Annotated in this window: 15 protein-coding genes; 4 read left to right on the forward strand and 11 right to left on the reverse strand. The window is 62.0% G+C overall.

Annotation, left to right across the window (positions count from 1 at the left end; all coding sequences use genetic code 11):
- Nucleotides 1-10: 10 nt before the first annotated feature.
- A complete protein-coding gene (locus NKI72_RS09580) occupies nt 11-1,210 on the reverse strand; it encodes an aspartate aminotransferase family protein (RefSeq protein ID WP_352470110.1) in 1,200 nt (399 codons plus the stop codon).
- 344 nt (nt 1,211-1,554) lie between these two features.
- Between NKI72_RS09580 and NKI72_RS09585 the strand changes: the two genes are divergently transcribed.
- On the forward strand, nt 1,555-2,079 hold the full coding sequence (locus NKI72_RS09585; RefSeq protein ID WP_023677348.1) for a GcrA family cell cycle regulator: 525 nt from the start codon (nt 1,555-1,557) through the stop codon (nt 2,077-2,079).
- Nucleotides 2,080-2,162: 83 nt separating this feature from the next.
- On the opposite strand, the gene NKI72_RS09590 is transcribed toward NKI72_RS09585, so the two are convergent.
- The 3 genes from NKI72_RS09590 to NKI72_RS09600 all read right to left on the reverse strand — a co-directional run bounded on the left by NKI72_RS09590 (nt 2,163) and on the right by NKI72_RS09600 (nt 5,392).
- Nucleotides 2,163-3,170, reverse strand: coding sequence for a magnesium and cobalt transport protein CorA (locus NKI72_RS09590; RefSeq protein WP_023677347.1), 1,008 nt, complete (start codon nt 3,168-3,170; stop codon nt 2,163-2,165).
- A 116-nt stretch (nt 3,171-3,286) separates the two neighbouring features.
- Nucleotides 3,287-4,012, reverse strand: a complete 726-nt coding sequence (phoU, locus tag NKI72_RS09595; protein WP_023677346.1) for a phosphate signaling complex protein PhoU — start codon at nt 4,010-4,012, stop codon at nt 3,287-3,289.
- Nucleotides 4,013-4,129: 117 nt separating this feature from the next.
- Entirely contained in the window at nt 4,130-5,392 is a 1,263-nt protein-coding gene (locus NKI72_RS09600; protein ID WP_352685727.1) for a sensor histidine kinase, read from the reverse strand.
- A 197-nt stretch (nt 5,393-5,589) separates the two neighbouring features.
- Here NKI72_RS09600 and ppk2 point away from each other — a divergent pair, with 197 nt between their 5' ends.
- Complete coding sequence (gene ppk2, locus NKI72_RS09605; RefSeq protein ID WP_352541301.1) at nt 5,590-6,492, forward strand: polyphosphate kinase 2; 903 nt, start codon at nt 5,590-5,592, stop codon at nt 6,490-6,492.
- A gap of 24 nt (nt 6,493-6,516) precedes the next feature.
- On the opposite strand, the gene NKI72_RS09610 is transcribed toward ppk2, so the two are convergent.
- The 3 genes from NKI72_RS09610 to NKI72_RS09620 all read right to left on the reverse strand — a co-directional run bounded on the left by NKI72_RS09610 (nt 6,517) and on the right by NKI72_RS09620 (nt 8,749).
- Complete coding sequence (locus NKI72_RS09610) at nt 6,517-7,266, reverse strand: enoyl-CoA hydratase-related protein (RefSeq protein ID WP_023677343.1); 750 nt, start codon at nt 7,264-7,266, stop codon at nt 6,517-6,519.
- A gap of 15 nt (nt 7,267-7,281) precedes the next feature.
- Complete coding sequence (locus tag NKI72_RS09615; RefSeq protein ID WP_023677342.1) at nt 7,282-7,920, reverse strand: acyl-homoserine-lactone synthase; 639 nt, start codon at nt 7,918-7,920, stop codon at nt 7,282-7,284.
- 97 nt (nt 7,921-8,017) lie between these two features.
- A complete protein-coding gene (locus NKI72_RS09620) occupies nt 8,018-8,749 on the reverse strand; it encodes a helix-turn-helix transcriptional regulator (protein ID WP_023677341.1) in 732 nt (243 codons plus the stop codon).
- 271 nt (nt 8,750-9,020) lie between these two features.
- On the opposite strand from NKI72_RS09620, the gene NKI72_RS09625 reads away from it, so the two are divergent.
- The gene (locus NKI72_RS09625) at nt 9,021-9,872 is read left to right on the forward strand and encodes an ABC transporter substrate-binding protein (RefSeq protein ID WP_352501702.1); all 852 of its coding nucleotides are present in this window, start codon (nt 9,021-9,023) and stop codon (nt 9,870-9,872) included.
- Nucleotides 9,873-9,886: 14 nt separating this feature from the next.
- Here NKI72_RS09625 and NKI72_RS09630 read toward each other — a convergent pair whose 3' ends face one another.
- Nucleotides 9,887-10,297 (reverse strand): tellurite resistance TerB family protein, encoded by a 411-nt coding sequence (locus NKI72_RS09630; protein ID WP_023677339.1) that lies wholly within the window; start codon nt 10,295-10,297, stop codon nt 9,887-9,889.
- A gap of 238 nt (nt 10,298-10,535) precedes the next feature.
- Here NKI72_RS09630 and NKI72_RS09635 point away from each other — a divergent pair, with 238 nt between their 5' ends.
- Nucleotides 10,536-12,191, forward strand: coding sequence for a lysine--tRNA ligase (locus NKI72_RS09635; RefSeq protein ID WP_352850085.1), 1,656 nt, complete (start codon nt 10,536-10,538; stop codon nt 12,189-12,191).
- On the opposite strand, the gene NKI72_RS09640 is transcribed toward NKI72_RS09635, so the two are convergent.
- The 3 genes from NKI72_RS09640 to NKI72_RS09650 all read right to left on the reverse strand — a co-directional run bounded on the left by NKI72_RS09640 (nt 12,154) and on the right by NKI72_RS09650 (nt 15,951).
- The gene (locus NKI72_RS09640; protein WP_352850086.1) at nt 12,154-12,993 is read right to left on the reverse strand and encodes a thermonuclease family protein; all 840 of its coding nucleotides are present in this window, start codon (nt 12,991-12,993) and stop codon (nt 12,154-12,156) included. The two genes, NKI72_RS09635 and NKI72_RS09640, sit on opposite strands and share 38 nt — an antisense overlap.
- An 11-nt stretch (nt 12,994-13,004) precedes the next feature.
- Nucleotides 13,005-13,649 carry a S24 family peptidase gene (locus NKI72_RS09645; RefSeq protein WP_352448637.1) on the reverse strand — a complete coding sequence of 215 codons (645 nt, stop codon included), beginning with the start codon at nt 13,647-13,649 and terminating at the stop codon, nt 13,005-13,007.
- A gap of 82 nt (nt 13,650-13,731) precedes the next feature.
- On the reverse strand, nt 13,732-15,951 hold the full coding sequence (locus NKI72_RS09650) for a 3-hydroxyacyl-CoA dehydrogenase NAD-binding domain-containing protein (RefSeq protein WP_352850088.1): 2,220 nt from the start codon (nt 15,949-15,951) through the stop codon (nt 13,732-13,734).
- Between the last annotated feature and the right edge of the window lie 2 nt (nt 15,952-15,953).

A 15,953-nucleotide genomic window follows, 5' to 3' on the forward strand; every position in this document is an offset into this window, starting at 1 on the left:
AATTCCAGGATTACTTCGCAGCGGCAGCGACGATGGCATCTGCCAGGCTCTTGGCGCCGGCACGAATGCGCTCGAGCGCTTCGTGGATCTCGGCGTCGGTGACGGTGAGAGGCGGCAGCAGGCGGATAACGTTGTCGCCGGCCGGAACCGTCAAGAGATGCTGGTCACGCAGTGCCACCGTGACCTTGGTGTTGGGCATCGCGCATTTAAGCCCGAGCATCAGGCCGGTGCCCCTGATGCTTTCGATAACATCCGGAAATTCGTCGGCGACACCGGCGAGCCCCTGCTTCAACAGCAGTGCCTTGCGCTGGACGTCTTCGAGAAAGCCGTCTTCCAGTACCACGTCGAGCACGGCGTTGCCGACCGCCATTGCCAGCGGATTGCCGCCGAAGGTGGTGCCGTGCACGCCGGCGGTCATGCCGACCGCTGCCTCGTCGGTGGCGAGGCAGGCACCCATCGGGAAGCCGCCGCCGATGCCTTTGGCCACCGCCATGAGGTCGGGGGTGACACCCGCCCACTCATGCGCGAACAGCTTTCCGGTGCGGCCGACGCCGCATTGGACCTCGTCGAAAATCAGGAGCAGTCCGTGCTGATCGCAGAGCTGCCTGAGCCGCTTCAGCGATTGCGTCGGCACTTGCCTGATGCCGCCCTCGCCTTGCACCGGCTCGATCAGGATCGCCGCGGTTTCAGGCGTGATCGCCTTCTCGGTGGCATCCACATCGTCGAAACCGACCTGGTCGAAGCCGTCGACCTTGGGGCCGAAACCTTCCAGATACTTGTACTGGCCGCCGGCGGCGATGGTCGCCAGGGTGCGGCCGTGGAAGGCGCCTTCGAAGGTGATTGTGCGGTAGCGCTCGGGATGGCCCTTGACGAAGTGGTAGCGCCGCGCCGTCTTGATGGCGCATTCGAGCGCCTCTGCGCCGGAATTGGTGAAGAACACCTTGTCGGCAAAGCTTGCGTCGGCCAGCCGCTCGCCGAGCCGGCTCTGTCCCGGAATCTCGTACAGATTAGAGACGTGCCAGAGCTTGGCGGCCTGCTCGGTGAGGGCCGCGACCAGATGCGGATGGCTGTAGCCCAACGAATTCACGGCGATGCCGCCGGCGAAATCGAGATATCGCTCGCCCTTGTCGGTGACCAGCCAGGTGCCTTCACCGTGGTCGAAAGCCAGGGGTGCGCGAACAAAGGTCTCGAAAAGCGCCGAACCGCTCATTATATGCGTCTCCGGAACCGGAAAAATCAAAAAGCCGCCAAAGCGGCGGCCCTTGTGGCTTATCCTGTTTTTCGGCCGTGAAGTCAACGAAAAGGTCGCGCGGCAAGTCCCCAGCATAACGCCGGCTCATAAGCGACCGGGCAAGTTGGGGAAAACCGAAAAAACCGATTCGTGTTGGCCTTGGGACTCTTGTCACCGAGTCAGCGCATAAGGTAATTGTAGTAGAGAAATAACTAGATTTCGTGCGGCGGACCTAATCACCCGATATATGTGGTGTCTGCCCGGCAGAAGCCGGGTCGGGAATGGATTCCGATTGCCGCACGTTTCAGCAGGAGCGCGGTCTCATGAACTGGACTGACGAGCGAGTCGAACTTCTCAGAAAATTGTGGTCGGAGGGCCTCAGCGCCAGCCAGATCGCCGCACAGCTTGGCGGGGTCAGCCGCAATGCGGTCATCGGCAAAGTGCACCGGCTGAAACTGTCCGGTCGCGGACGCACGACCGCCTCACCGGCACGCCAGAAGAAGACGGTGCAGGGATCGACGATCCAGAAATCGGTGTCCCGGGCAGCAAGCGCCACGCGCCATGCCACCACCTCGATGTCGATCGGTGCGACCGCGCTCAAGGCGCAGTTCGATGCCGAACCGGTGGCGCGCCACTATATCCGCCCGGTCGAGAACGTCGTCGTGCCGATCTCGCGGCATCTGCAACTTGTCGAACTCAACGAGCGCACTTGCAAATGGCCGAACGGCGATCCGCTTTCGGAAGACTTCCATTTCTGCGGCAACGACGCCGCCGAAACCGGCCCCTACTGCAAGTACCACGCCCGCGTGGCGTTCCAGCCGGCATCGGAGCGGCGGCGGAGCAGGTGAATGGTGAATGGTGGCGGGCTGAGCTTGGAGTAAGAAAGCAAGGCTCTTGCCTAGCCCTATTCACTATTGATCATTCACCCACTTCATAGCCACCCATTCTTGCGAAACCGCCAGTAAAGAAACGTGCAGATCAGGGCAATTGCCGCCAGGACGGCCGGGTAGCCATATTCCATCCTCAGTTCCGGCATGTCGCTGAAATTCATGCCGTAAATGCCGGCGAATGCCGTCGGCACGGCCAAGATTGCGGCCCATGAGGCAAGCTTCTTGGAGATCGCCGTCTCCTGGCTTTGACCGACCAGAAGGCTCGCCTCGAAGGCGAAGGCGAGAACCTCACGCAGGCTGTCGATCTTTTCCTGGACAGTGCGGATGTGGTCGGTGACGTCGCGAAACAGCGGGTGCATGGCTGTGTGGATTTGCGGCAGATCGGCGCTGGTGAGCCGCCGGCAGACCTCCACCAGCGGCAGGGCCGCATTACGCAGGCGCAAGAGATCGCGGCGCAGCATGTAAAGCCGCTCGATATCGGAGCCGGTCATCGGTTTCAGCAGAACCTTGTCCTCGATCGCCTCGACCTCGTTTTCGATCTGCTCAAGCACCGGCATATAGTTGTCGACGATGAAATCGAGAATGGCGTAGAGGACGAAATCCTCGCCCTTGGCAAGGGAATGCGGGCAGCTTTCCCAATGCTGGCGAACGGCGGCGTAGGAGGTCGACGGGCCATGCCTGACGCTGACGATGTAGCCCGCGCCGACGAACAGATGCGTCTCGCCGAAGGTGACGCGGCTGTCGATCAGCTGCGCCGTGCGGGCAACGATGAACAGGGCATCACCATATTGCTCGATCTTCGGTCGCTGGTGCGGATGCTCGGCGTCCTCGATCGCCAGCTCATGCAGATGGAATTGCGCCTGGACGCGCAGCAACAAATTGCGGTCGGGCTCCAGCAGTCCGATCCAGACCACGTGGCCCGGCTTCCCGGCCCATTCGCCGGCTTCCTCGATCGGAATGTCGGCGATGCGCCGCCCAGCCGTATAGACGCCGCAAGCGATTATACCCGACATCGGCGGCGCAGGAGCAAACTCGCGGACATATTCCATCGCAGCCTCCTGAAGGCGGGGCCTTCATCGCGGAACTGAGAAGTCGGCGCGTCGAAAGCTTAGCGCAATTTTCTGTCGGGTGGCGAATCCGAAATTCGCATCAGTGCTGAGAGAACTCACTTCGCTGGTTGGGTTGCGGGAAGAATAATCTTGTCCGTCTTATCGCCCTTCGGACGATCGGCCGGCATCTGGTCGCCGGTGACGATATAGTAGATCGTCTCGGCGATGTTGGTGGCGTGGTCGCCGATGCGCTCGATGTTCTTGGCGCAAAACAGGAGATGTGTGCAGGGCGTGATGTTGCGTGGGTCTTCCATCATGTAGGTCAGCAATTCGCGAAACAGAGAGGTGTACATGGCGTCGATCTGGTCGTCGCGGTCGCGCACGAAACCGATTTTCTCCACCGACCGCGACGCATAGACGTCGAGTACTTCCTTGAGCTGGGTCAGTGCCAGATTGGCCAAAGCCTCGAGGCCGCGGAACAGGCTGTTCGGCTGGCGCCCGTCTGCGACGGCAACCACCCGCTTGGCGACGTTCTTGCCGAGGTCGCCTACCCGTTCGAGGTCAGCCGAGATGCGGATCGCGCCGACGATCTCGCGCAGATCCGTCGCCATCGGCTGGCGTTTGGCGATGATGATGATCGCCTTGTCGTCGATCTCGCGCTGTCCCTCATCCAGAACTAGGTCGTCCCGAATGACTTTCTGGGCAAGCCCCGGATCCGCATTGACCAGCGCCGCGACCGCCTGCTCGACCATGCGCTCGGCATGCCCGCCCATCGCAGCGATGCGCTTCGACAGATATTTCAGCTCCTCGTCATAGGCGCTGACGATATGCACGGACTGCATGGACGAAATGCCTTCCCGGGATCTCGTGGTTGAGTCGTTCCCTCGAATCCCCGCTGATACGCTAGCCGGATGACAGAAAAAAGAAACGGCCCATTATGTGCTAGAGATAGTACTACGTTAGCGAGCCGGCAAATGGACCGTGAACGCCGCACCCTTGCCGACCTCCGACCTGATGGAGAGTCTGGCGTTGTGGCGGGTCAGGATATGCTTGACGATGGACAGGCCAAGGCCGGTGCCCTTCTGGGTTCGGCTGTTCTCGACGTCGACGCGGTAGAAGCGCTCGGTGATGCGCGGGATGTGCTCTTCGGGGATGCCGGGGCCGAAATCCCTGATGGTGACGTCGATGCCCGGTTCGGGATCGCTGTCGCTGCGTATGATCGACACCACGACACGTCCGCCCGACTGACCATATTTGCAGGCGTTTTCCAGCAGGTTTTCGAAGACCTGGAAAAGCTCGTCCCGATCGCCGGGCACGTCGAGCGGCCCTTCCGCGAAATCACGCTCGATGACGACGCCGTTTTCCTTTGCGAGCGGCCCAAGCGAATCGATGACGCTGTCGATGGCCTGGCGCAGGTCGACCTCGGTTCCCGGCTTGAGATAGGGCTTCATCTCCAGGCGCGACAGCGACAGAAGGTCGTCGATGAGGCGCGCCATGCGGCTGGTCTGGTTCTGCATGATCTGCAGGAACTGCTCGCGCGCCGCGGGGTCGTTGCGGGCCGGCCCGCGCAGCGTCTCGATGAAGCCGGCGATCGAGGCGAGAGGCGTGCGCAGCTCGTGGCTGGCATTGGCAATGAAGTCGGCACGCATTCTGTCGATCCGGCGCGCCTCACTCTGGTCCTTGAACACCAGCACGTAGAGATCCGTGGCATGGCCGACTGAAGACGCGCTCACCCGATAGGCTCGTTCGACCGGCAGCTTTTCTATGTAGTCGACGCTGTCCGAAGCGACGTTGCCCGCCAAGATGCTATCCAGCAAGGCCTGCATTTCCGGCGCGCGGAATTTCAGCGACAGCGACATGCCGGGGGCAATCCCACCGAAGGCGGCAAAGGCAGCGGCGTTGGCGTGGACGATGGCGGCGGAGCGATCGAAAATGATCAGCGGATCGGCAACCGCCGCCGCGAGATATTCGCCGGAAAGTTGTTGCACGCCCGACTCGATGGCCGCGGCATTTTCGGTCGATTGGCGGGCGATGCCGGCCGGCAGCATCGCAGCGGCAACCAGCACGGCGCCAGCCAGCAGCACCACATAGCCAGACATGCCGGCAAAACCATAGACCATCAGAACCGCAACGAGACCGGCCGCCAGCAGCCAGCGGCTGTTCCACAGCCGCATGGCGACGGTTTGCGCCCTGCCTCTCCGCTCTGTGCCGATGTCGGCCATTTGCGCTCCGTCTGCGGCCACTTCAAGAACTTCTTGCTGGACCGGCGCTAGAGCGCAGTGCGTCCAATTGGGCGCACAAAGGACGCTCTACCTCTTTATCTGCTGCATCGTTCTTTCCGAAAATCGATTCCGATTTTCGGGCCGATGCAGTAAGGCTCCCAATAGCACGAGTCCGGAAGCTGGAAAGGTTCGCCTCGATGAAAAACGCCAAGGAAAGCCCCGCCGCACCCTCATCGGGGCCGCTGAAGATCATGATCGGCGGCAAGGAGAGGGCGTTCGACATCGAGGCCCCCGCGCTTCCCGACTGGGTCGAGGACCGCAAGCTCACTGCCGGCGGTTACCCTTACGACAAGAAGATGAAGAGCGAGGAGTATGACGAGAGGCTAGAGAAGCTGCAGATCGAGCTGGTCAAGGCGCAGGCGTGGCTGCAGTCGACGGGCAAGCGGGTAATGTCGCTGTTCGAGGGGCGCGACGCTGCCGGCAAGGGCGGCACGATCTTCGTTTTGCGCCAGTATCTGAACCCTCGCACGGCGCGCAACGTGGCGCTGACCAAGCCAACGCCCACCGAGCTTGGACAATGGTACTTCCAGCGCTACGTCGACCACTTCCCGACGTCGGGCGAATTCGTCACCTTCGACCGCTCCTGGTATAACCGCGCCGGCGTTGAACCGGTGATGGGATTCTGCACGCCCGAGCAGCACGAGCAATTTCTGGACGAGGTTCCGCATTTCGAGCGGATGATTCGCAACGAGGGCATACATTTCTTCAAATTCTGGCTGAACATCGGCCGGGAAACGCAGCTCGAGCGATTCCACGACCGCCGCTGGAGCCCGCTGAAGAGCTGGAAGTTTTCGCCAATCGACATCGCCGGCATCACCAAATGGGACGAATACACCAAAGCGCGCGACCTGATGGTCGAGCGCACGCACAAGGAGTTCGCGCCCTGGATCATTGTGCGGGCGAACGACAAACGGCGCGCGCGGCTGGCCGTCATGCAGCGCATTCTCCTTTCGCTTCCCTATGACGGCCGCGACCTCGACGTCATCGGCAAGGAGGACAAGAAGATCATCGGCGAAGGGCCGACTTTCCTCGAAAAATAAGCTCACCTCATCGATACGCGGCTCTCATGCCGCCAGCCGGGCAATCCGCTGCAGTCGCTTCAGCGTGGTGTCGTCCTGCAGCGCCTGCTGGAAAAGCGAGATCTCCTGATCGATGCGGTCGCAGAGCGCGCCGGTGTCGCCCCTAAGCAGGTCGCGCGTCTGTAGCAGCGCCGCGACAGGCTTCTTGGCGAGTTGCCTGGCTCTTGCCAACGTGGCTTCCTCGACGCTGCCGTCCGTCACGATCTCGCCGACAAGGCCCAGTGCCCTGGCATCTTCGGCGGCGAGCGTGTCGCCCAGGCAGAAGAAGCGGAACGCCCCGGCATAGCCGAGCTTCTGCGGCGCCAGAATGCTGGTCGCCGCGTCCGGCACCAGGCCGAAATCGACGAACGGCACCCGAAACGTGCTCTTGCTCGAGGCGATCACCATGTCGCAGTGGAACAGGATGGTGCAACCGACGCCGACGGCGTCGCCGTCGACACAGGCAAGGACCGGTTTCGGAAACGTCGCCAGCGTGCGGAACATATCGGTGACGGCGGCGATCAGTCGCCGATGTTTGGTGGCGTCGAGAAATTCGGAGAAATCGGCACCGAGGCAGAAGCACCCGGCCAAGCCGCGCAGGACCACTACGCGGACGTCGTCGTCGACAGCGGCTTCGTGGAATGTCCTGGCCAGGCTTTCATAGGCCCGCCTGTCCAGCACCGGGCGGCCGTCACCCGACGATACCGTGACGATCAGCGTGTGATTGCGGAATTCTGCTTTTGAGTGAACGTTCATGGCCTCTCTCCAATCTCACGAGGCGCGTCTCTGTCCGAGCATGTCCGGGTACCCTCTGGCCAGCACCGGCGCAAAGTGGTTGCGGCGCGAACGCACCACGTCGAGCGTGTGCTCGTTGAAGGTGAGCAGTGTGGCAACCACCTGCTGGTTGCCATAGGTACGCTGGTAACCGAGCGGCGTTGCCAGGAAATGCAGCTGCAGCGCGCGAAGCACCCACATCGGCTCGAATTCGATGATCACCTGGTTGACGTTGCGCTTCAGACCCCACTCGACGAAGCCGGCGATCAGCTCGGTGCCGACCGTCGACACGCCGCGCCGACCGTCGCGGAATCCCGGCGCAACCGCATAGCGGGTCAGTTCATAGACATTCGGGCCCGACGGTGGGGTTCCCTCATAAAGGTCCGCCAGCACATCGGTTAGAAGATGGGCCCGGGTTGTCGGTAACATCCGCTGATAACCGGCGAGCTCGCCATTGCGGATGACGATCTGGTGCACTGCCTCGTCGTGGTCGAATTGATCGATCTCGAGGCCATCAGGGCGCTGCAGATCGGTCCATCCCATCTCTTCGACGAAAACTCTGTAACGCAAACGATGAACTGCCTCCCAGAGGTCGGGCCGTTCCATCAATTCCTGGGTTGTGAGGGAAAAAAGCATTTGCCGTCTCCTAGTTTCAATAGGAAGATACGGCCGTGCTTTCCCAAAAAAATTACGCGATCACGCAAGCAAGAATTTCTAGGCCGGCGCGGCCGACCTAGTTAATATAGCCGCGCCTTATCGCTTCCGCGACGGCCTGGACCCGGTTGACGGCACCGAGTTTGCTTTTGGCGTTAAGAAGGTGTTTCTCTGACGTGTGTTCCGAAATGCCGAGAATTTGTGAAATCTCCCATTCGGACTTGCCAACAGCAGCCCATTGCAGGCATTCGCGCTCACGCGGCGTTAATTCGACATGATCGATGGTTTTGCCCGCCATGGTGTGGAGCTGCATTGCGCGGCCAATCGCATAAGTCGAGACCAGCGACACCAACCCGAACTCGGCGCTCGACAATTCGACAGCCTCGCCGCCTAGCGACACCATGACGATCTGGCCATCGAGCGTGATTAGCGGGAAGGCCAACCCGTCGCGCAGCTTGAATTCCCCGGCATCGCCCATCACCTCGCCGCCGCTCTTGCCGATGCGGATGCCCTGAGATGCTTCCCGCCACTGGAATGGCGCTTGAAGCTGCTTCATGTGGCTGACGACGGGGTCGTGATCGACGTAGTTGCGCGCGACGTAGCGCTCAAGCCATTCAGCCGGCCAGTCGCAGAGCAGCACATGGTCCTTTTGCTGGTTTCTCGGCGTGCCAGGTTGCGGAACCGTCCCGGCCATCAGCGCCGTCAGCCCGAACCCGCTTGTTACCCCCAACAGCTTTTCGCAGACGGCGGCGGCTGTGCCGGCGTGCTGCAACTGATCTATCAACTCCAGCGTACGATCGAAATGACCCATCGCAACATCTACCCCATGTTGCCTTCCGCTCTTGAGGCCAATGGCAGTGATCAACCCGCACCACGCCATCAACCCCGGACTGCAAAGCTGCCTCCCCCGTGCGTCCTACTGCTCCTCTTCAGCCGGCATCACGCAGTCACTTGCAAACTCACTAAACAATATCCCTAAATTGCAATGATGAAACCAAAAACCGTCGCACCTGTGTTTTTTTCGTACAAAAACCTGTGTTATTTCGTACGAAAGCCGGGGCAAGACCGAACGGAGTCGTCGCGTGGCGTTTCGGCGCATATCCATTTCATTGATCTCGATATTGATCGGAGCGCAATCGCTTGCGGCTGCTGCGCTCGCCGCGGAGCCGCAGGTGCCCGTGTTCTGGGACGCCAAGGAGCGGCTGCCAAAGCCGGACCTTTCGATGCTGCCGCGGCTGCGATTCCTGACCACCACGGATTTCCCGCCGTTCAATTTCCTCGATGGGGCAGGCCGGCTGTCGGGCTTCCATGTCGACCTGGCGCGCGCCATCTGCGCCGAGCTCGGCGTTGCCGAAAAATGCCAGATCCAGGCGCTGCCCTGGGCCGAGCTCGAAGGTGCGCTCGGGAAAGGCGAGGGCGAAGCGATCATTGCCGGCATCGCCGCGACGCCGGAGTCGCGGTCGAAATACGCATTTTCACGCTCCTACCTGCAATTTCCGGCCCGCTTCATCATGCTGAAGACACAGGCGCTGACCGAACCAATGTTCGACAAGCTGCGCAGCAAGCGTGTCGGCGTGATCGCCGGCTCCGCGCACGAGCGGGTGCTGCGCGATTATTTCGGCGACGTCCAAATCGTCCCGTTCGCAAAGCCGGAGGAGCTTTATGGCGAGCTGAAAGCCGGCAAGATCGACGCCGCCTTCGGCGACGGCATGCGTTTCGCCTTCTGGCTCGGCGGTTCGGATGCAGCGGGCTGCTGCCGCTTTGCCGGCGGCCCCTATCTGGCGCCCGAATATCTCGGCTCAGGCATGGCAATCGCCACCAGGGCCGACGATCCGGCACTGGCCGCCGCTTTCGACTACGCGCTGCAGGAAATCTCGGTGAAAGGCACGTTCGCCGAGTTCTATCTGCGCTATTTTCCCGTCAGTTTTTTCTGAGCTTGGCCGCCGGCTCAGGTCAGTGTGCGAAGGCGGGCCTTGGCGGCTCGCGCAATGGCGGCGACCGTCAGCGCATCGAGGTCGAGTTCCCGGCGGACGAGCTGCAGAACGCGTACCTCCTCCAGGCGCATTTCGAGATCGACAGCTGCGACCTCGAAGGCGGCGGCATAGGCGGTGTCACGCAGGCGTTCGGGCAGCGCCTCGGCGACGCGCGCCAGGACGCCCTCCAGCCCATCCTTTTCATGCAGCATTTTCTGGCAGGCCTGGGCGACCTCGACCAGCCGCTCCTGGTTGAAATCCTCAAACACCGGCCAGGATCGAACGACGTCGCCGATCCGCGCCAGTTCGACGTCGGTCATGTCGCGGTCTGACGCCGAGGTGATGACCATCAGGTAGATCATGGCTTCGTGTGGCGACAATGGCATTTACAACTCCTTGAGATGGTCCCGAAGTTAGGAACGAGGGACCGGCGCCGCAAGGAAAAACAGCCGCGATCGTTGGCGCTCCGATCACGCCTTGGAAGTTGATCCATCCTGACTATCGGGACGGGGGCTTCTTGCCTGATCACGGTCCTGCCCGAAAACCGGGTTCCACTTTTCGGGATCATGGTCTAGAGCATGCGGCTGCCGGCATGGATGCTGGCAAAGTTGCAGGAATAGCATCATGGCCGAACAACAGCCGATCGATCTCAGCCCGGAAGTCCTCGCCGCCGCCGCCGAAAGCAAGGCGTGGCCATTCGAGGAAGCGAAAAAGATCGTCGCCCGCTACGCGAGCAGCGGCTACCCGGAAACGGTGCTGTTCGAGACCGGCTACGGCCCGTCCGGCCTGCCGCACATCGGCACGTTCGGCGAGGTGGCGCGCACATCTATGGTGCGCCACGCCTTCCGCGTACTGACTGAAGACAAGGTCAAGACGCGGCTGCTGTGCTTCTCCGACGACATGGACGGATTGCGCAAGGTGCCGGACAATGTGCCTAACAAGGACATGCTGCGCGCCTATCTCGGCAAGCCGCTGACCAGGATACCGGACCCGTTCTCCAATGAGTATCCGTCCTTCGGCGCCGCCAATAACGCACGGCTGCGCACTTTCCTCGACCGTTTCGGCTTCGATTACGAATTCGCTTCCTCGACCGACTATTATACTTCCGGCCGCTTCGACGCGACGCTGCTCAAGATGCTCGAGCGCTTCGATAAGGTGATGGCAATTATGCTGCCGTCGCTGCGCGAGGAGCGGGCGCTGAGCTATTCGCCCTTCCTGCCGATCCATCCCAAGACCGGCATCGTCATGCAAGTCGCGATCGACGAGCGCAAGCTCGACGCCGGCACCATCGTGTGGCGCGACCCGGACACCGGCGAGCGCTTCGAGACGCCGGTGACCGGCGGTCATGCCAAGCTGCAATGGAAGCCAGATTGGGCGATGCGGTGGGCAGCACTCGGCGTCGATTACGAGATGTCCGGCAAGGATCTGATCGATTCCGTCAAGCTCGCCGGGCAGATTTGCCGCGCGCTCGATGCTCCGGCACCGGAGGGCTTCAATTACGAGCTGTTCCTCGATGAGAACGGCCAGAAGATCTCGAAGTCGAAGGGCAATGGGCTGACCATCGACGAGTGGCTGACTTACGCGCCGACCGAGAGCCTTAGCCTTTATATGTTCCAGCGCCCGCGAACCGCGAAGAAGCTCTATTTCGACGTCATCCCGAAGGCGGTAGACGAATATTACACGTTCCTCTCTGCCTATCAGAGGCAGGACTGGAAGGAGCGGCTGGGCAATCCGGTCTGGCACATGCATGACGGCAATCCCCCGGCAGTCGACCTGCCGGTTCCGTTCTCGCTGCTGCTCAACCTGGTCAGCGCCTCGAATGCGCAGAACAGGGACGTGCTGTGGGGTTTCATTTCGCGCCACGCGCCGGGTGTGACGCCGACAACCCATCCCGAGCTCGACCGGCTGGCCGAATATGCCATCCGCTATTTCGACGATTTCGTGAAGCCGGCGAAAGTGTACCGTGCTGCCGACGCGGTCGAGCGCGAGGCGCTGACCAAGCTTTCGGTAGCGCTCGCCGCGCTGCCGGCTGATGCCGACAGCGAGGCAATCCAGAACGCTGCCCTCAATGTTGCGCGCAAGATCGAGCGCTACCAGGACCATTCCAAGCAGAGCCCGGAGGGCGGACCCGGTGTCTCCGTCGCCTTCTTCCAGATGATCTATCAGGTGCTGATAGGTCAGGAACGCGGACCGCGCTTCGGCTCCTTCGCTGCGCTCTACGGCATCGCCGAAACGCGCGAGCTCATTCAGCGGGCGCTGGCTGGTCAGCTGGCGGCATGAGGACGCCGTCTTGCTCCTCCAGGATCGAGCTAGGCGCTACAGGCGCGGATCGCGACGCAGCAGCCGGGAGCGGCGGCAGGCCTGAAACGCTCGGCGCCGGCCCGAAGACGCCTTTTTTTGCTGCACGCGCCTTCTCGCCGGCTTCTGCGTAAGGGCCGCCCTTGGCGGCGCGCGCCCAGCCATTTTCGACCAGCCATTGGCCGATATCCTGATTGCCGATCCGGCACTCGGCGGCGATCAGATCACGACCGCCTTCGGGCGGCACGGCGCAGACCACCGTACGACTGCGGAGAAAGGCGCGGAAGGCCGTTCGCGCCCGAATGCCGCAATTCCACGACTCGCCGCCGTCGGTGCAAGTCTCCTCCTGCTTGACGATGTCGATACCGGAAACCGCAATCGAATAGCCGTTTGCTTCGATGACCCCGGCGGCCGACGCGACGGGCTGGAATAGTTTCGTGCCTTTCCAGTCGTCGGGCATTTTCGTTTTTGGGGGCTTGGGCGGTCCGGCCAATGCCAGATCGCTCAACGGGGCGCGCGGCTCTATCCGTTCAAGCTCGTTGGAACCCGGTTGCGGCGGCACCACGATTTCTGGATCGATTGCCCTCGAATGCGCCGCCTGCTTGGCCGGAACTGGTTTCGGGATGGCCGACGTAGCCGGCGCGGCGGGCTGAGGTTCAGCGCCGACCTGGATTTGCTCCCAGGGGCCGCCGCTCTCGCTCTGGACGGCGCGGCCGCCGGCGACAATTGCCATGGCCATCGCCGGGATCGCCAGAACAGCCAAGGCAAGGTGAGACAGACGCACCGGCCCCGCGCCTACTGGCTTGCCCAGACAATCCGCGCCACCCATTCGACATCGCGCATGGGGATGTCGCGGTCCGGGTGATCGGGATTGAGGGAGACCAGCGCGATCGACCTCGGTGTCTGGCGGTCGAGCACCTTGGCCATCACCTCGCCGGCATTGGTCTTGACGACGACGCGATCACCCTTTCGTATGGTAGCCCCTGGCTCGACGATCAGGACATCGCCATTGCGATAGAGCGGCAGCATGGAATCGCCCTGGACCTTCAAGGCATAGGAGGTTTCGGTTGCCCGTGCCGGAAGCTCGATCAGGTCCCATCCCTGCCCCGCTGGAAACCCGGCGTCGTCGAAGAAGCCACCGGCGCCCGCCTGGGCGAAGCCGAGCAGCGGCACCGACGATCTCTGCACGGGTAGTGCGTCGGAATTACCCCGACCCTCGACCAGCCCCGCAAATTCATCCAGCGAGGCGCCGGTCGCCTCGATGATCTTGGCCAGCGATTCGGTCGACGGCCAGCGCGGCCGTCCATCTGAGGACAGCCGCTTCGATTTGTTGAAGGCGGTCGAGTCGAGGCCAGCGCGCCTGGCCAGTCCAGAGGCCGAAAGCGAATAACGCTCGGCAAGAGCGTCGATGGCGGCCCAAACGCGGTCGTGCGAGAGCACCTTGCTCTTCCTTCGAAACAGGAAAAAATACCTTCCCTGTTCTATCCCTTGGCCGCCATCTTGTCCACCGTCGAAGACGGCGTCACGCCGCCTCCTTGGCCTCGTTTCTGGTATAAGGATCGAAGCGCTCGTAGAAGGTCTCGCCCTTCTCGGCCATGTCGAGCAGCAGCTTCGGCGCCTTGAACTCGGCACCGTATTTCTTCTGCAGGCCTCTGGCGATCTTAGCGAATTTTTTCGCGCCGATGCCGTCTATGTAGGACAGTGCACCACCGGTATAGGGCGCGAAGCCGAAGGCCAGGATCGAGCCGACATCGGCCTCGCGCGGATCGGTAACGATGCCCTCCTCCATCACCCGTACCGCCTCAAGCGCGATGGTGACCAGCAGCCGCTGCTTCAGTTCCTCATAATCGACCTGCTCCGGCGACAGCTGCGGGTAGAGGTCCCTGAGGCCTGGCCACAGCTTCTTCTTGGCCGGTTTTGCCGGATAGTCATAGAAGCCCTTGCCGTTCTTGCGGCCCAAGCGACCATGCGTGTCGACCATCGTGTTGATCAGCGCCATCTGCTTCGGGTCGACCGCCTTGTCGCCGAGGTCGCGCATGGTCTGCTTCATGATCTTCTGGGCAAGGTCGATCGCAGTCTCGTCGGTCAACGCCAGAGGACCGACCGGCATGCCGGCGGCCTTGGCCGCGTTTTCGATCATCGGCGCCGGAACACCTTCGATCAGCATCTTGTAGGCTTCCGACATGTAGCGCAGCACGCAGCGATTGACATAGAAGCCGCGCGTATCGTTGACGACGATCGGCGTCTTCTTGATGGCGCGGACGAAGTCGATCGCGGTGGCCAGCGCCTTGTCGCCGGTCTTCTTGCCGAGGATGATCTCGACCAGCATCATCTTGTCGACCGGCGAGAAGAAATGAATGCCGATGAAATTCTTCGGGCGCGCCGAATTCCTGGCCAGCGATGTGATTGGGATGGTCGACGTGTTCGACGCGAAGATCGCCGACGGCTTGAGCACAGCCTCGGCCTGTTCGGTGGCATCCTTCTTGACGGCCGAATCCTCGAACACCGCCTCGACCACAAGATCACAGCCGGCAAGATCGGCGTAATCGGCCGTCGGCGTGATCAGCGACAGCAACCGATCCTTGTCCTGCGGCTTGGCACGGCCCTTCTTCACCTGATCCGAGATAAGGGTCTCGGAATGCGCTTTGCCCTTGGCGGCGGACTCCATGTCGCGGTCGAGCAGCACCACCGGGATGCCGGCCCTGGCCGTCACATAGGCGATGCCGGCGCCCATGAAGCCGGCGCCGAGTACGCCGATCTTCTTGAACGTCGTTTCCGGCACACCGGCCGGGCGGCGCGCGCCCTTGTTCAGTTCCTGGAGCGACACGAACAACGAACGGATCATCGCTGCCGCTTCCCTTGTCTGCATGATCTCGGTGAAATAGCGTTGCTCGATCCGCAAGGCGGTGTCGAACGGCACCAACAGGCCCTCATAGACGCATTTCAGGATGGCGGCAGCGGCGGGATAATTGCCATAGGTCTCTCGGCGCAGAATGGCGATGGCCGGGGGCCACAGATTGGCACCGGCCACCGAATAGATCGGGGCGCCGGGCAGCTTGAAGCCCTTTTCATCCCATGGCGCCACCGGCTTCAAGCCGTTCCTGATCATCGCCTTGGCGGTTTCGACCAGCTTGTCCGGCTCGGCAATCTCATGGATCAGGCCCATCGACTTGGCCTTCTGAGGCGACAGCGTCTGGCCGGACGTCAGCATTTGCAGCGCCTGCTGCTGGTCGGTCAGCCGTGGCACGCGCTGGGTGCCGCCGGCGCCCGGAAAAATGCCGATCTTCACTTCGGGAAGCGCCATCCTCACTTTGTCTGAATCGGCCGCGACACGGCCATGGCAGGCGAGCGACAATTCGAACGCGCCACCCATGCATGTGCCGTTGATCGCCGAAACCCATGGCTTTCCCGACGTTTCCAGCTTGCGGAACAGGCCGTTCATGGTGCCCGCATTGTCGAACAGCGCCTTGGTCGCCTTCTCCGGGTCCTTCGCCTTGTCGGCGGCGAAGGTCGCCAGCATCTTCTGCAGCATGGTGATGTCGGCGCCGCCCGAGAACGTATCCTTGCCGGAGGTGATCACCGCGCCCTTTATCGCTGCATCGCTCGCCACTTTGTCGACGATGGTATTCAGTTCGAGCATCACCTCCTCGGTGAAGACGTTCATCGAACGGTCCGGCATGTCCCAGGTGACCAGCGCAATGCCGTCGGCGTCGATGTCGAGGGTGAAATTGGTGTAGCTCATCA

Source organism: Mesorhizobium sp. M0437, assembly GCF_040321335.1.
Taxonomy (GTDB): domain Bacteria; phylum Pseudomonadota; class Alphaproteobacteria; order Rhizobiales; family Rhizobiaceae; genus Mesorhizobium.

What these genes read in the sequence shown, in the direction of transcription:
- NKI72_RS09630 (WP_023677339.1), bottom strand. Translation starts at nt 10,297, where the DNA reads ATGCCATTGTCGCCACACGAAGCCATGATCTACCTGATGGTCATCACC.
- NKI72_RS09610 (WP_023677343.1), bottom strand. Translation starts at nt 7,266, where the DNA reads ATGAACGTTCACTCAAAAGCAGAATTCCGCAATCACACGCTGATCGTC.
- NKI72_RS09590 (WP_023677347.1), bottom strand. Translation starts at nt 3,170, where the DNA reads ATGGAATATGTCCGCGAGTTTGCTCCTGCGCCGCCGATGTCGGGTATA.
- NKI72_RS09600 (WP_352685727.1), bottom strand. Translation starts at nt 5,392, where the DNA reads ATGGCCGACATCGGCACAGAGCGGAGAGGCAGGGCGCAAACCGTCGCC.
- NKI72_RS09585 (WP_023677348.1), top strand. Translation starts at nt 1,555, where the DNA reads ATGAACTGGACTGACGAGCGAGTCGAACTTCTCAGAAAATTGTGGTCG.
- NKI72_RS09650 (WP_352850088.1), bottom strand. Translation starts at nt 15,951, where the DNA reads ATGAGCTACACCAATTTCACCCTCGACATCGACGCCGACGGCATTGCG.
- NKI72_RS09635 (WP_352850085.1), top strand. Translation starts at nt 10,536, where the DNA reads ATGGCCGAACAACAGCCGATCGATCTCAGCCCGGAAGTCCTCGCCGCC.
- ppk2 (WP_352541301.1), top strand. Translation starts at nt 5,590, where the DNA reads ATGAAAAACGCCAAGGAAAGCCCCGCCGCACCCTCATCGGGGCCGCTG.
- NKI72_RS09615 (WP_023677342.1), bottom strand. Translation starts at nt 7,920, where the DNA reads ATGCTTTTTTCCCTCACAACCCAGGAATTGATGGAACGGCCCGACCTC.
- NKI72_RS09580 (WP_352470110.1), bottom strand. Translation starts at nt 1,210, where the DNA reads ATGAGCGGTTCGGCGCTTTTCGAGACCTTTGTTCGCGCACCCCTGGCT.
- NKI72_RS09620 (WP_023677341.1), bottom strand. Translation starts at nt 8,749, where the DNA reads ATGGGTCATTTCGATCGTACGCTGGAGTTGATAGATCAGTTGCAGCAC.
- phoU (WP_023677346.1), bottom strand. Translation starts at nt 4,012, where the DNA reads ATGCAGTCCGTGCATATCGTCAGCGCCTATGACGAGGAGCTGAAATAT.